At 36.1% G+C, this 15,568-nt stretch carries 16 protein-coding genes; 5 read left to right on the forward strand and 11 right to left on the reverse strand.

The features are described 5' to 3' along the window. Positions 1-60: 60 nt before the first annotated feature. A complete protein-coding gene (locus tag MZO21_RS09560; protein ID WP_154772397.1) occupies positions 61-747 on the reverse strand; it encodes a YggS family pyridoxal phosphate-dependent enzyme in 687 nt (228 codons plus the stop codon). Between the two features lie 123 nt (positions 748-870). On the opposite strand from MZO21_RS09560, the gene MZO21_RS09565 reads away from it, so the two are divergent. Both MZO21_RS09565 and MZO21_RS09570 read left to right on the forward strand, forming a co-directional pair. Beyond that, entirely contained in the window at positions 871-1,908 is a 1,038-nt protein-coding gene (locus MZO21_RS09565; RefSeq protein WP_154772396.1) for a type IV pilus twitching motility protein PilT, read from the forward strand. Positions 1,909-1,941: 33 nt separating this feature from the next. Beyond that, on the forward strand, positions 1,942-3,063 hold the full coding sequence (locus tag MZO21_RS09570; RefSeq protein ID WP_154772395.1) for a PilT/PilU family type 4a pilus ATPase: 1,122 nt from the start codon (positions 1,942-1,944) through the stop codon (positions 3,061-3,063). A gap of 64 nt (positions 3,064-3,127) precedes the next feature. Here MZO21_RS09570 and fur read toward each other — a convergent pair whose 3' ends face one another. After that, positions 3,128-3,565 (reverse strand): ferric iron uptake transcriptional regulator, encoded by a 438-nt coding sequence (fur, locus tag MZO21_RS09575; RefSeq protein WP_154772394.1) that lies wholly within the window; start codon positions 3,563-3,565, stop codon positions 3,128-3,130. Between the two features lie 111 nt (positions 3,566-3,676). Between fur and MZO21_RS09580 the strand changes: the two genes are divergently transcribed. Next, the gene (locus MZO21_RS09580; RefSeq protein ID WP_248103108.1) at positions 3,677-4,075 is read left to right on the forward strand and encodes an outer membrane protein assembly factor BamE; all 399 of its coding nucleotides are present in this window, start codon (positions 3,677-3,679) and stop codon (positions 4,073-4,075) included. Between the two features lie 42 nt (positions 4,076-4,117). Here MZO21_RS09580 and MZO21_RS09585 read toward each other — a convergent pair whose 3' ends face one another. From MZO21_RS09585 to MZO21_RS09625, 9 genes are all read right to left on the reverse strand, one after another. After that, a complete protein-coding gene (locus tag MZO21_RS09585; protein WP_154772392.1) occupies positions 4,118-4,444 on the reverse strand; it encodes an RnfH family protein in 327 nt (108 codons plus the stop codon). Beyond that, complete coding sequence (locus MZO21_RS09590; RefSeq protein ID WP_248103105.1) at positions 4,444-5,526, reverse strand: hypothetical protein; 1,083 nt, start codon at positions 5,524-5,526, stop codon at positions 4,444-4,446. Before MZO21_RS09590 ends, MZO21_RS09585 begins: the two co-directional genes overlap by 1 nt. A 155-nt stretch (positions 5,527-5,681) precedes the next feature. After that, positions 5,682-6,137, reverse strand: a complete 456-nt coding sequence (locus MZO21_RS09595) for a bacteriohemerythrin (RefSeq protein ID WP_154772390.1) — start codon at positions 6,135-6,137, stop codon at positions 5,682-5,684. Positions 6,138-6,410: 273 nt separating this feature from the next. Further along, a complete protein-coding gene (locus MZO21_RS09600) occupies positions 6,411-7,259 on the reverse strand; it encodes a class II glutamine amidotransferase (protein WP_154772389.1) in 849 nt (282 codons plus the stop codon). Positions 7,260-7,478: 219 nt separating this feature from the next. Further along, positions 7,479-8,375, reverse strand: coding sequence for an acetylglutamate kinase (argB, locus tag MZO21_RS09605; protein WP_154772388.1), 897 nt, complete (start codon positions 8,373-8,375; stop codon positions 7,479-7,481). 10 nt (positions 8,376-8,385) lie between these two features. Next, positions 8,386-9,810: a phosphomannomutase/phosphoglucomutase gene (locus tag MZO21_RS09610; RefSeq protein ID WP_154772387.1), complete on the reverse strand. Its 1,425-nt coding sequence runs from the start codon at positions 9,808-9,810 to the stop codon at positions 8,386-8,388. A 174-nt stretch (positions 9,811-9,984) separates the two neighbouring features. Further along, on the reverse strand, positions 9,985-10,437 hold the full coding sequence (gene dut, locus MZO21_RS09615; RefSeq protein ID WP_154772386.1) for a dUTP diphosphatase: 453 nt from the start codon (positions 10,435-10,437) through the stop codon (positions 9,985-9,987). Between the two features lie 26 nt (positions 10,438-10,463). Beyond that, on the reverse strand, positions 10,464-12,506 hold the full coding sequence (locus MZO21_RS09620) for a UvrD-helicase domain-containing protein (protein ID WP_154772385.1): 2,043 nt from the start codon (positions 12,504-12,506) through the stop codon (positions 10,464-10,466). Between the two features lie 141 nt (positions 12,507-12,647). Beyond that, on the reverse strand, positions 12,648-13,298 hold the full coding sequence (locus MZO21_RS09625; protein ID WP_248103102.1) for an OmpA family protein: 651 nt from the start codon (positions 13,296-13,298) through the stop codon (positions 12,648-12,650). A 245-nt stretch (positions 13,299-13,543) separates the two neighbouring features. On the opposite strand from MZO21_RS09625, the gene MZO21_RS09630 reads away from it, so the two are divergent. Both MZO21_RS09630 and MZO21_RS09635 read left to right on the forward strand, forming a co-directional pair. Continuing rightward, a complete protein-coding gene (locus tag MZO21_RS09630) occupies positions 13,544-14,467 on the forward strand; it encodes an acyltransferase (RefSeq protein ID WP_154772383.1) in 924 nt (307 codons plus the stop codon). A gap of 11 nt (positions 14,468-14,478) precedes the next feature. After that, positions 14,479-15,537 carry a preprotein translocase subunit SecA gene (locus MZO21_RS09635; RefSeq protein WP_154772382.1) on the forward strand — a complete coding sequence of 353 codons (1,059 nt, stop codon included), beginning with the start codon at positions 14,479-14,481 and terminating at the stop codon, positions 15,535-15,537. Positions 15,538-15,568 lie beyond the last annotated feature (31 nt).

The raw sequence follows: 15,568 nt of genomic DNA on the forward strand, positions 1-15,568 counted from the left end.
TGTCAAAAATATGAACAGTTCCAATAAAACATATATTGTTCAATGGGCTATGTCATAACACTAAACCGAATAATCCCTTGCACCGAACAATGCTGTTCCTACACGTACCATCGTTGAACCTGCTGCAATCGCATCTACCATATCACCAGACATACCCATGCTTAAGGTATCCCAATCTTCAGGTTTGGCATGCTCAGACTTTACTTGTTCAAATAACGCCTTCGCATCAGCAAAGGCTTGTGTGTTATTTGGCGCAGGAATCACCATCAATCCACGTAAACGTAAATTTGGTAATTGGCTAATCGTTCTTACTAAATCGGCAACTTCCGCAGGTAAACAACCATCTTTTGTATCTTGTGCATCAATATTTACTTGTAAGCAAATATTTAAAGGCGTTTGAGATGCTTCACGTTGATTCGATAAGCGCTCTGCAATAATTAAACGATCGACCCCATGCACCCATGCAAACTTTTCTGCTAAATGTTTGGTTTTATTACGTTGAACATGACCAATAAAATGCCATTCAATCTCTAAATCTTTTAATGCTTCAATTTTATCTAAAGCTTCTTGTAAATAATTTTCTCCAAATGAACGCTGTCCTGCTTCATACATTTTCTGCAAAATTTCACTCGGATGTGTTTTTGAAACAGCCAATAACTGAACATCTTTTTCTGAACGATTCGCTAATTCACATGCATTTTTTATTTGTTCTAAAACTAAATTTCGCGATGTTTGCAGACTATTCATTGACGTATTTCTCATTTCAAGATGATTATTTACATTAGGCTCAAACAAACTGTTGGTTAAGCCGATGGAAAACCGTATTATTCTAACAAAATAATTAAGATTTACTCATTATCGGGGATTTAAATGGACATTACTGAACTACTCGCATTTTCTGCAAAAAATAATGCATCAGATTTACATCTATCTGCGGGTATGCCACCAATGATTCGTGTGGATGGTGAAGTACGTAAAATTAATTTACCAGCCTTAGAACACAAAGAAGTTCATAAACTTGTTTATGACATTATGAACGATAAACAACGTCGCGATTATGAAGAAAAATTAGAAACTGACTTTTCATTTGAAGTTCCTGGCGTAGCTCGTTTCCGTGTGAATGCATTCAACCAAAACCGTGGTGCAGGTGCTGTATTCCGTACAATTCCATCAAAAGTATTAACGATGGAAGATTTAGGCATGACTCAAATCTTTAAAGATATTTGTGAATATCCACGTGGGATTGTTCTGGTTACAGGGCCAACTGGTTCGGGTAAATCAACAACACTTGCAGCAATGATTGATTACATTAACGACAACCGTTATGACCATATTTTAACTGTCGAAGACCCAATCGAGTTTGTGCACCAATCTAAAAAATGCTTGGTGAACCAACGTGAAGTACACCGTGACACACATGGCTTTAATGAAGCACTTCGTTCAGCGCTGCGTGAAGATCCAGATATTATCTTAGTTGGTGAGATGCGTGACCTTGAAACGATTCGCTTAGCGCTAACTGCTGCGGAAACAGGTCACTTAGTATTTGGTACGCTACATACCACATCTGCGGCTAAAACCATTGACCGTGTAATTGACGTATTCCCTGCCGAAGAAAAAGATATGGTTCGTGCCATGTTGTCAGAATCATTACAAGCCGTTATTTCTCAAACACTCTTAAAGAAAAATGGTGGCGGTCGTGTTGCTGCACATGAAATTATGATTGGTATTCCTGCTATTCGTAACTTAATTCGTGAAAACAAAGTAGCGCAAATGTATTCTGCAATTCAAACAGGTGCAAACTACGGCATGACTACGCTTGACCAAAGCTTAAAAACTTTAGTCAACAAAGGTGTAATTAGCGCACAAACTGCACGTACTGCAGCAAAACAGCCTGAAACATTCCTCTAAATAAGACTTTAAATTTCAGTTAAGGATTCACTTATGGACTTTAATGACTTATTGAACCTCATGATTCAGCAAAAAGCATCTGACCTATTTATTACGGCAGATGTTGAACCATCAATGAAAATTAATGGTCAAATTGTGCCTGTCGTGAAAACAAAGTTATCAGGTGATGTTGTTGGTCAGCTTATACAAGCAATTATGACTGACAAACAGAAGCAAGAGTTTTCAGAAACACGTGAATGCAACTTTGCAATTTCAAATAAAGATAAAACTGCACGTTTTCGTGTAAGTGCATTTCAACAGCGTGATCAACCTGGGATGGTATTACGTCGTATTGAAACACGTATTCCTGAAATTGAAGAGTTAAATCTTCCACCTATTTTAAAAGACCTAGCCTTAAAAAAACGAGGTATTGTAATTTTTGTAGGTGCAACTGGTACGGGTAAATCTACTTCACTAGCATCTGTTATTGGCTTTCGTAATCAAAATTCTAAAGGTCATATCATTACCATTGAAGACCCTATTGAATTTATTCACGAACATGCAGGCTGTATTATTACGCAACGTGAAGTTGGTATAGATACAGATTCATTTGAAGTTGCATTAAAAAATACGCTTCGTCAGGCGCCAGATGTCATTATGATTGGTGAGATTCGCTCTCGTGAAACCATGAATTATGCTATTGCCTTTGCCGAAACAGGTCATTTAGTTTTTGCAACTTTGCATGCAAACAATGCCAACCAAGCACTCGATCGTATCATCCACTTCTTTGAAGCTGACCGCCACAGTCAATTGTTTATGGATTTATCTTTAAATTTACAAGCAATTATTGCGCAACAACTTATTCCAACAGTTGATGGCAATTCTAGACGTGCAGCAATTGAGATTTTAATTAATTCACCGCTTATTTCTGACTTAATTCGTAAAGGTGAAATAAATGAAATTAAAGAACTCATGAAACGTTCACGTGAATTAGGGATGCAAACTTTTGACCAAGCTTTATTTGATTTGTACCAAGCAAAGCAAATTAGCTATAAAGAAGCGTTAAAGCATGCAGATTCACCAAACGATTTGCGTCTACAAATTAAGCTCTCTGAAGAGGGTGGCTTAAGCCGATTATCAGAATCAACAAGTCGCATCACCTTTGATACTGAATAAAATTCAAAGTATATTTTTAAACAAAAAAGGCTTCTTAACGAAGCCTTTTTTAATACCACATATTTTATTTCTTACGGAATACTTCTTGGCATTCTGAAGCATCGCAATAACCATAAAGATTAAGCGAATGTCCTGTAAGTTCAAAACCGAACTTTTTAGCAACTTCGTGCTGTTCAGTTTCAATAACATCGTTATGAAACTCCACAACTTTGTTGCAGTTGTAACATACTAAATGATCGTGATGATCATCTTGCATAATTTCAAAAACAGAATGATTGTTTTCAAAATAATGACGTTGAATAATACCGGCAGCTTCGAACTGTGTTAATACACGATATACAGTTGCTAAACCGACATCTTCCCCTTGATCGAGTAAAGTCTTATAAATGTCTTCTGCGCTTAAATGATGTTGTTTTGAATTTTCTAATAATTCCAATATTTTAATTCGCGGAAGTGTGACTTTTAGTCCAGCTTTACGTAAATCTTGATTTGAAATAGCCATGTAGTTAAGTCTCTCAACAAAATGAAAGTTGGAATATGCAACAAAGTTTAGATGCAGTATGATCTATCCTTGGATCAAATGCATCATAATTAATTGGGATAGTGTAGCAAAATGCAAAAAATCATGTTGACGTTATTCGTCGCTTCATTGCTCACAGGTTGTTCAACCTTGGGCGTTTATAAAGTTGATATTCCTCAGGGTACACCTTTAACTCAAGCTCAAGCATCTAAAGTTCAGGTTGGTATGAGTCACCAACAAGTACGCTTTTTGCTTGGAAGCCCAACAATATCAGACCCTTTAAACCCTTTACGCTGGGACTATATCTACAATTACATCCCAGGAACTTATGCTAAAAAAGCAAAAATTTCAGCAGCACATGGTCAGCATTTAAAAATATTCTTTGATGCAAACGGTATTGTACAGAATATTGAAGGTTTAGAAACAATTCCTGAAACACAACCAGGTTTACCAGGTTCTAAAGAAGCTATTTTGAATGCGCCACCACTATAAACACTTTAAATTTAAAAAAAACCCCTCAATGAGGGGTTTTTTTTATGATTTCACTTGTTTAAAACGATTACTTCGACAATAACGACTTGTTGGATTGTTTTCTGCACGCTTTCTTCGGATATCTTTAGGATTAATTGTAAGCGCCCTATAAATCTCTACGCGATCCCCTATTTCAATCGGTTGAGATAAATCTTTTAAGCGCACGCCAAAAATCCCTAATTGTAAGTTTTCAGGTAGTTCAACTTTTTGACGAATACCACTTTTTTCAATGGCATCTAATGCTGTCATACCTTCAACATAATCTACACGTATATGAAATTGTTGATCTTGGGCTACATATGCGACCCAAATATCTTGATTCTGCGACATTATAAAATTTGCCCAAAGTACGATATAAGCGCAACAATAATAGAAAGTGGTAAAACAATACGAACTGCAATACGCCAAATATTGTAAATCGCCTCACTTTTAAAATTTAATGCTTTACGTAAGTGGCTAATTTTCATTATCCAACCTACAAAAATTGCATAAATAAAGCAAATTGCTAAACCCCAAAGAATAAGCACCACATTAAAAATAGGTGCAATGGATGGAATAGCCCACAATAATGTTGTAACAGCTAAAATTAACCATTGAATTGCAATATTGATTTTACGTTGAGCTAACTGTTCACGTGCAAGTTGCAAAACAAGCGCAGCAGAAGTCACCACAGCAAATATAAGTGCGAATGCAGGAATTTGTGCCTTAGCTGTAAAAAATCCGAATGCGACAACGGCAAGTAATTGTGCAATCCAAATAGGTAAAGCTGTTTTTGTTGCAACATCTTCTGTCTTAACAACAGCTAAACTACTTTGCCAGTAAATCCCCATGCCCAAACCACTTGCGACTAAAGCAAGAATTGTTGCATTCGCCCATTCGCCAAACATTAATGGAGTGATTGTCCACTCAGGTAATGTAGAACCTGCTGTATTAGCTAAAATAATTGATGCAATAACGGCAATAGCAGTTAAAACAACAATAATTTGGCGTGAAACACACGATATAGCAAACGCAGCGATCGCAAGTCCAGCAAACAATAAATTCGTTTGAAGACCCGTAGATGTGTATGTGCTTAATAACTGACTTGCATTAGATAACATTCCACCCGCAAGAAAAGGAATGAAAACAACAGCTAACCAACCAACTAAGCGCCATCTTTGTGAAGCATCTGCATCACGAGTTAAGCTAGATAATGCCTCTAAAGCGGTGGTTTTTGAACGTTTCGCCAAAGCTATTTCTAAATAGCAAATAGGTAAAGCTAAAATCACCATAGTACCAAGCCAAAGTAGCCAAAAGTCAATTTGACGCTCAACTAAAATACCTGTTACGGGTGCGAGTGTTGCAATAATAATAAATGATAGACAAAACGCCATCAGCGGCGAGATCCATCTTGCTATAGCATTATCTTGCATGATGCTTTCCTAATAAAAATCTACGGCTATTTTGCCCTGCTCATCGCGGAAAATCAAAACCCTATAAAAAGAAAAAGCAAACTATCTCGAAAGATAATTTGCTGCGCTGAATATTAAAACATGCATGTAATTATTATTGTTTCGTTTATTCCCAATTATGAAAAAAAGCGAGCGAACCAGTTTTTACCTCTTTTCTGCTCTTTTTCTTTAATAATGCCCATCATATTTTCTTTTACAGCGCCTACATAATCAGCATCATCGTGCTGAATATGATTAATCAACCATTTTGACAACACTTCATGAAGCTCAGCTTCAATAGAATGCCCCATTTGGAATCTATCACGATAAGATTCAATCTTTTTAATAAATAAATCATGTACACGTTTATGAGGTACACGGTATTTATAATCTGCTTCTTCTTGCAGTGATTCTTCAAACGTAAAATGTGACTGTGTATAGTCAATAATATTGTCTAAAATCTGTTTAATTCGATCTTTATCTGTGTGATCCGAAATCTCTACAATTTCATTGATATAATCAAGAATTCGTTTATGTTGATCGTCTATCACATCGATACCAGTATTATATTCTGGAATCCATTTCATCTTCATGCGATCACCTGTTGATCTTAAGTTACTAAACACTTACAAAGCATAGTAGCCACATTTTGATGAAATAAAAATCAACTAAATTACTCTACTTATCTAGTTTTTAATCAAAAAAACAATAAGTCATTGTTTTATATTTATTTAAACATTAAACCATACTAAAAGAATCAGTTATTAATTAACCAATCTATTGATTTTAAACATTTTAATAAATTAGATGCATTTTACAAAAAATAAATAGACTGTTAAATACATCAATAATCTATTTTCACAGGTTTAATATTGATCTGCCTTGGTGATACGCTTTAATTCAGGATTTAAACGCTCACGTTCTAAGCGTTCAATATAAGTCGACTCTTTGCGAATAGGTTGACCATGCTGAAATAAAATCATTTCACCAGGCTTATATACTATCCATTTTTCATTCTGTGTAAGTGGTTCAGTCGTAATTACAGCAACACGATCTTCTGGTGTTGTGTGCTGACTAAAATCGACTTCAACATCAAGATCAACAAGCTGTGCAGGCTGAAATGGATACTCTCGCACCAACCAATGCAATTTTGTTACCGCATAACTAAATAGTGCCTTTCCATTTGAAAGACAGAAATTAAAAGTGCCATGCTCAGCAATTTTTGGTGAAACTTCCAATAACAAATCAAAAATTTGATCTAATGAAGGCTCTTCATATCCAAATTTTTGTACTAATTGATCGAGCAAATAGCAAAATGATAGTTCACTATCTGTATTGCCAATTGGTGTAAAACGCCCCGATAGCGTTGGTTCAAAACCATGTAAATCGCCATTATGCGCAAAAATCCACTGACGTCCCCACAACTCACGTACAAAAGGATGTGAATTTTCTAAGGTGATTTTTCCTTGCGTGGCTTTACGAATATGCGCAATTACATTGCGTGATTTAATTGGATAATTTCGAATGAGTTCTGCAATTGGAGATTCCACGGCAGATTGATTATCTACAAATAAACGGCATGCTTTATCTTCAAAAAACGCAATGCCAAAACCATCGCAATGGTCAGAAGTAATTCCTGCACGTTGCGAAAAACCACGAAATGAAAATGTAATATCCGTAGGTGTTGCACAATTCATTCCGAGTAACTGACACATAATTTTTCTTTCAAATAAATCTATTTTATATAGTTAGATATTTTGCATGACTCATGCTTCGTTTTGCAAATCACATTGCCAAATAAGGTCTTCTTTTTAGAATATTTGCTGTATCTTTTGAATTTAGTCCAATTTATTTAATTCGACATCTTTAAAATTAAAAAGAAATAAACTAAAAAAAGAGCCTTTAAAGGCTCTTTTTTATTCAAACTAAATTTATCACTTCGCTCTATTGGTAATTAATGTTCCAACACCGTGATCTGTAAAAATTTCTAACAATGTTGCATGTGGCACGCGACCATCAACAATATGCGCACTTACAACACCGCCTTTAACTGCATCTAATGCACAACCTACTTTAGGAATCATCCCTCCATAAATTACGCCTGTTTCAATTAAACGATCAACTTCTTGCGTTGTTAAACCCGTTAAAAGGTTTTTATTTTCGTCTAATACACCTTTAATATTAGTGAGTAAAACAAGTTTCTCTGCGCCTAATGCTTCAGCAACTTTACCTGCAACCAAGTCAGCATTAATGTTGTAAGTATTCCCTTCATCATCTACACCAAGTGGTGCAATAACAGGAATAAAGTCGCTATCTGTAAACATTTCAAGTACGTCAGTTTTTACACCAACCACTTCGCCTACTAAACCTAAGTCAATTTCTTGAACAGAACCATCTTCAGCTGTTTTTTGCATTAACAGTTTTTGCGCACGAATTAAATTGCCGTCTTTACCTGTTAAGCCAATTGCACGACCACCGTGTTTATTAATCAAATTCACAATAGATTTGTTCACGCTGCCGCCCAATACCATCTCAACAACTTCCATAGTTGCAGGATCAGTTACGCGCATGCCATCAATACGGTCAGATTCACGCCCAAGCTGCTTCAAAAATGAATCGACTTGTGGACCACCACCATGAACAACAATTGGGTTTAAACCCACTGTTTTAAGCAATACGATATCACGAGCAAACGAACTTTCTAGCTCAGGATCGGTCATTGCGTTGCCGCCATATTTCACAACTAGGGTTTTACCCGCAAAACGTTGAATATACGGCAAAGCTTCTGTCAAAATTTGTGCTTTGTCGATGCCAGTTTGCTGATGTGGCATTCGCCTCTCCTTATTGAGCATCTAAAATGTCTTGTGCGATATTCGGATATCGACCACTTAACATAGTAACAAATGTATTTCGAATTTCATTTAAACGTGTCGAATTATCGGCATCAAAACGTACGGTAAAATACTCTCCCGTATTTGATGCTCGAATAATGCCAAATCCGTCCTCAAAATCAAGTCGAATCCCATCAATTTTACTTAATTCTGCGTCAACATTCAGACATAACTGTTCAAAATATTGAAGTACTTGAGCCGTATCGACGTCATTAATATGAATATATGTATCTTCAGTACTTGCTCTTTTAGGATACTTTTCAAATAAAGCCGACACTGTTTTACTGGCCGATTCGCTTAAATATTCTAAAATTCTGAGTGCTGCATATAAGCCATCATCATAACCAAGCCCGCGCCCATCATTGAAAACATAATGACCTGCATATTCACCACCAAAAACAGCCTGACCACTCGATTGTGCCAAATATGTTCTTAAGAAAGTACTGCCTGTACGAATCATTTTAGGCTTACCACCTAAATGACGTACAGTATTACGAACCATAGTCGAACATTTTACATCAAAAACAATTTCACTATTCGGATGTGTTTTTAAACAAATTTCACTAAATAAAGACAGTAATTGGTCTGCTGAAATTAGCTTAGCTTTTTCATCTAAAATCACTAAACGATCGCCATCACCATCTAAAGCAATGCCAATATCTGCTTCATGCTGTTGAACAGCACATTTTAATTTTTCAAGATTCTGCTCTTTAGATGGATCGGGTGCATGATCTGGAAACTCACCATTTGCGTCACAGCGTAAAGCAATCACTTCACAACCTAATTTTTCTAATATATGAACCGCGCATTCGCCTGCCGAGCCATTTAAACCATCTATTGCGACTTTAAATTTTCGTTTTAATTGAATATCAGAAATTAAATGTGATTGGTAAGCTTGGCAAAATTGAGGAATATGCTCAGCTTCTAGCTTTTTATACAATTTGTAATGTGTAGATGGAAAATACTGTTGAGATTTTTGAGCAACAACTTGAATCATTTCAGGTGTTGGAGGAAAACCCTGAAGCATCCACTTAATGCCGTTATCACATTTTTCATTATGGCTCGCGGTAACCATAATGCCATTACCGCCATTTTCACGTGCGCTAAAATACATTTGCGGGCTTGAACATCTTCCTAATAGCGTGACGTTTAAACCTTTTTCAATACATGCTTGTTGTATAATTCCAGCATATTCAGCACTTGTAATTCGTGCATCGTAACCCAAAACAATATTACTTTCGCCTCGTTCTAAAAATAGTTCTGCTAGTCCATTTGCTACAGCATATATAAATTCAGGCGTCAAAATGCTGACCTTGCCACGAATATCGTAAGCACGGAAAACCTGAATAGGAAAAATTTGCTGAGCTAGGTTCATAGGCAATAATTTTTGATTAATTTTAAATGAAGAAAGTTCAAACTAGAATTTGATTGTAGACCGCTACAATTGTTATTTTCTCAGTTATCTGTAATTTTTAATACACTTTTTGTTACATTTAAAGCAAAAGCGATAAAAATAACTTTTTATCGCTTTTTTAGTCTTCAAATAAAATTAGTTTTTACCTGTATGACCAAAGCCACCTGCACCACGTTCAGTTGCAACAAACTCTTCAACTAAATCGAATTGTGCTTGAACTACAGGCACAAGCACATACTGAGCTAAACGCTCACCTGGCTCTAAAGTGAATGCAGTTTGGCTACGGTTCCAAACAGAAACCATGAGCTCACCTTGGTAATCTGAATCGATTAAACCAACAAGGTTACCTAAAACAATACCGTGCTTATGACCTAAACCTGAGCGCGGTAAAATTAAACCTGCAAAGTTTGTATCTTCAATATAAATAGAAAGACCTGTTTTAACCAAAACAGTTTGACCTGGTTCAATAATTGTTGCTTCATCTACACATGCACGTAAATCTAAACCTGCAGAACCTGCTGTTGCATATGTTGGCATTGGCCATTCGCCACCAAGACGTTTGTCGAGCACTTTAACTTGAACTTTCATGTTTTCTTTCCTATTCAATTAATTTATTAACGTTTAATCAGTGAACGTAAATTTTCTAAATACTGTTGAGCTTGTAACTTAGGATCTATATCACCTGCAAGTTTTTTCTTACGACCTAACCAATCTAGCTCATCTTGCGGTAATTCATCTAAGAAACGACTTGGCGTCATTTGTTTCATTTGACCGCCAGCTTTACGCTGTTCTGCCAAAGTAATGGTTAAACCCTGACGAGCACGAGTAATCCCTACGTACATTAAACGGCGTTCTTCTTCAATAGTATCGGCAGCAATTGAGTTTTTATGCGGCAGAATTTCTTCTTCCAAACCAATTAAATACACATACGGAAACTCTAGACCTTTCGAAGCATGTAGCGTCAATAAGTTTACTTTGTCTGTGTCTTCTTCTTCCTGCTGTTGCTCTAACATATCTAGCAACACCATTTTACGAATTACACTTTCAATATTTTTTTCATCAACATCTTCAGCACGGTTAATTAAGCTTTGAATACTGCTATATAAAACTTCAATATTATCGAGCTTAGTTTTTTCTTGTGCTGGTGTTGCCGCAGTTTCTTTAACGTAGTCAATGTACCCTGCTTCTAGCATCATTTGGCGAATAATGGGTACAGGTTCATCGTCTTCAATTAGGTTACGGGTAAAGGTATTAATAAAGTCTGCAAACTCTGCAAGCTGTGTGGTGGCTTTTTTCGGAATTGCCATGGTTAAGCGTTGATCGCCTGCAGCTGCCAGTAAAGATAAATTACTTTCTTGTGCAAATAGACCTAACTTTTCAAGTGTTACAGGTCCAATCGCACGTTTTGGCGTATTAATAATACGTAAGAATGCACTGTCATCTTCAGGGTTAATAATGAGTCGTAAATAACTCATAAGGTCTTTAATTTCGGCACGTCCAAAGAATGACTGACCACCTGAAAGCTTATAGGGAATTTGCATTTGACGAAGTTGTGTTTCTAGAACACGTGCTTGGAAATTCCCACGATACAAAATCGCATAATCTTTCCAGCTTTTACCATTCATCAATTTATGCGTAATTAGGTCTTTTACTACACGTTCTGCTTCATCGTCATCATTACGACAAGTAATAACACGAATAACCTCACCATGACCTTTATCTGACCATAATTTTTTGTCAAATAAATGCGGATTATTTCCAATAACCGTATTCGCTGCTCTTAAAATACGACTGGTTGAACGATAGTTTTGTTCTAATTTAACAACTTTTAAATTGGGAAAATCGGTCTGCAACAAAGCCATATTTTCAGGCTTTGCACCACGCCATGCGTAAATAGATTGATCATCATCACCTACGGCAGTAAATTGCCCCATTACCCCAACAAGCAATTTCACCAAAATATATTGGGCAGTGTTAGTATCTTGATACTCATCGACCAAAAGATAACGAACACGATTTTGCCATTTATCTCGAACTTCAGCATTTTCTTGTAATAAACGTGCAGGCATAACAATTAAGTCATCAAAATCGACTGCGTTATAAGCACGTAAGTTACGTTCATAAAGTTGATACAAATGTGCAAACTGAACATCTTCCTGAGTTTCACATGTCGTATGAGCTTGCTCGGGCGGAATAAGATCATTTTTCCAATCTGAAATCATTTTCATTGCTTTCGCAATAAGTTCTTTACTTTCCGCACCCGACAAATTATCGCGATGCATTAAATCCATCAAAATACGTTTGCAATCATCTGCATCTAAAATAGAAAAGTTATTTTTAAGCGGTGTATTTTTGAGTTCTAATCTGAGTAAATTCAAACCAAAGTTATGGAATGTCGAAACAGATAAACCTTTCGCCTCTTCACGTGTCATCAACTTTGTTACACGCTCTTTCATTTCACGTGCAGCTTTATTGGTAAACGTCATGGCTGTAATGCGATGCGATGGAATACCACAATGTTTAACTAAGTATGCAATTTTACGTGTAATTACAGATGTTTTACCTGAACCCGCCCCTGCAAGTACTAACAAGGGTCCTTGAGTGTATTTCATGGCTTCAAGTTGCTTGTCATTCAATTGACCTGCCAGCGACGACATAGTTTTTCCTCTTTTATATTCGATGTCGATTATAGACATCTCCCCTCAACTTTCATATTGAAAAAATTGAACGATTTATTTTTTATTTCTTGTTCAATAAAAAAACCACCCGAAGGTGGTTTTCTTTTGACTCAATAAAAATTATTGAGTTGCATAAACACTAATTTCTACACGGCGGTTTTGTTCACGGCCTGCAGGAGTAGAGTTGTCAGCGATTGGGTTAGCAGCGCCTTGACCTTGTGCATTAATACGAGTTGTAGAAACACCTTGTGAAGAGATGTAGCTAGCAACAGCTTGTGCACGATCTTGAGACAATGGAATGTTGATTGAATCGTTACCAGTGTTATCTGTGTAACCAGTTACAAGAATCGCGCTCTTGTTATCTTCAGCCAAAACTTGAGCAACTTTGTTTAAAGTTGAATAGAAGTTTGGTTTGATTGCAGATTTGTTTGTATCAAATGTAATGTTGCCCGGCATAATTAGGCCAACAGAACCATCTGGATTACGGCTTACATCAATACCTGAACCTGCAGTCGCTGCACGTAATTTTTTCTCTTTGTTATCAAGATACGCACCACCAACACCACCTAGAACTGCACCAATTGCTGCAGCACGGTTGTTTTGGCTAGAAGTATTTGCATTACCTTTAGAAACACCATAACCCGCTAAAGCGCCAACTACAGCACCAATCGCAGCTTTATCATATTCCACACCACCGATGTTATTACCTGTTGTTTGGCAACCAGAAAGAACCATTGCCCCAACTACTGCTGAAATTGCTAGTGCACGCATTTGCATGACTCCTATGTTAATGTTTTGTTGTCGTCAAAAATAATGGAATAATTTTTGTAGTTAGACCATTGATTTTTTGTTAATAATAAGTGGTTTGATTACAATTTGTAATATTTATTTGAATTATTTGACTAAGTTCACCATATTTCCTACATAGTTGAACATTAAAGCTTTTCTATATGGTCAACTCGCTTTATATTTAGTCTAAACACTGCGCAAAAATGGTTTTATCCTAAGGATGAGATATGTCTGCATCATCGCAAAAACAACCTTTATTAAAAAAAATTACAACTGGTCTTACAGTCTGTACGGTTGTTACGGGAAGCACATTCTTCCATGGTCCACCTGTTCTTGCTTTAGGACTTACAAAATTATTTAAAAAATCACGTAAAGTTGATGAAACAAATATTCAAATTACCAATAGCTGGTTAACTGTAAATAACTGGTTAATTGACCACGTATTACCCAATACAGAATGGGATATTTCTGTAGACGACAACTTAGATTTAAACATGCAAGGTCGTTATTTAATGACATGTAATCATCAAAGTTGGGTCGATACAACGGTCAATCAATATTTTGGTTTAACACGTATGCCTTTGACTCGTTTCTTCACAAAATGGGAACTTATTTTCATTCCATTTGTTGGTCAAGCCTTCAAAATTTTAGGCTTCCCAATGATGAAACGTCATTCAAAAGAACAAATTGCAAAGAATCCTGAACTCAAATACAGAGATATTGAAGAAGCTCGAAAATCTTGTGAGCAACTTCTCAGCCAACCTTTTACTTTACTCAATTATTTGGAAGGTACGCGCTATACGCCAGAAAAACATGCGCAACAAAAATCTCCATATAAGCATTTACTCAAGCCTAAAGCTGGTGGTTTAGCATTAGCTTTAAATATTTTAGGTAAAGATGTAGATGCCCTTGTTGATATGACCATTATTTACCCAAATGGTGCACCAGGTTATGGCGAATTTTGGTTAGGAGATGTGCCAAAAATTGCGGTAAATTTACGTAAAATTGATATCCCTGAATGGGTTCATGGCGGAGATTATGAAGATGATCTAGAATATCGAGATCGTTTTCAAAAATGGGTTGATGACTTATGGGCGGAAAAAGACCAACTCATTGAAAAAATGAAACAAAATATTGCATCTGCGGAGTAGTTTTAAAAAAAATGAGCATCAATGCGAATAAAAAGCAAATTAAACCAACTTTTAATTTTGTAAGACAAGGTTCATGGGGCTGGAAAGTTGCGTTAGCTTATGACGTATTTATGATGTTTCTCATCATTATTAACCTCTTCTGCTTATCTGCAAATGCAATTTTAATGAGTGATTTTGGTGAATGGTTATTTAAAATCATTCAATTACCCGATGTTCTACAGTTTTATAAAAGTGAACTTCGACCTTGGGTTGTTGTTACAGAAGGTTGGTTTGTTAGCTTTCTAATTATTGAACTTTTTGTTCGTTGGTTTATTGCTATTGTTTTAAAACAGCATCAACGTTGGTTCTTCTTCCCGTTTGTGCATTGGTATGAAATTTTAGCTATTTTACCGCAATTACGTTTTTTACGTTTATTACGTGCAGGTGTTATCGCCTATCAATTACATGATCATGGTTATAAAATTTTCCCTGCAAGTTGGTATAAACAAATTTACTTTTATTACAATTTAGTGATGGAAGAGCTTTCTAGTCGTATCGTTTTAACTGTTTTGAACGGCATTAAAACCGAACTGACCACAAGCACAACACATAAGAAACTCATTGAAAATGTGGTCAATCATCATAGAGAGTTGTTTGCTGTTGCTTTGGCAGATATTCTTCAAGATTCTTTAGGCAAAGAATTACAGCAACATCGTCAACTTATTGCCAAAGATGTCGGTTTAATTGTAAATAAAGCGATTGAAGATACACCTGAACTCACTCAATTACTTCGTCTTATTCCAATTGTTGGTGGTCGAATTGAGCAACAAATTCAAAGTATTGGACAGCGCTTAGGTGAAAATATTACACAAGGTTTAATTGATCCTTTTGCAACGAATCAAGCAAATAGTGAATTAACCAGTTATAAATATATCTCTGAACGCATTAGTAAGATACCATTTGAAAATAATACGCATATTGAACAGCTTGTAGAATCTGCCGTATTTGAAAGTTTGGAAGCCATTCAACAACAAGTTAAAGTGAAGCAATGGCAACAAATACTTGAAGAAAGTAAAACAAATAAAAATTGATCAAATGTGAAAAAAATGAAAACCGTGCTAG

It is taken from the genome of Acinetobacter portensis (assembly GCF_023158935.1).
GTDB lineage: Bacteria > Pseudomonadota > Gammaproteobacteria > Pseudomonadales > Moraxellaceae > Acinetobacter > Acinetobacter faecalis.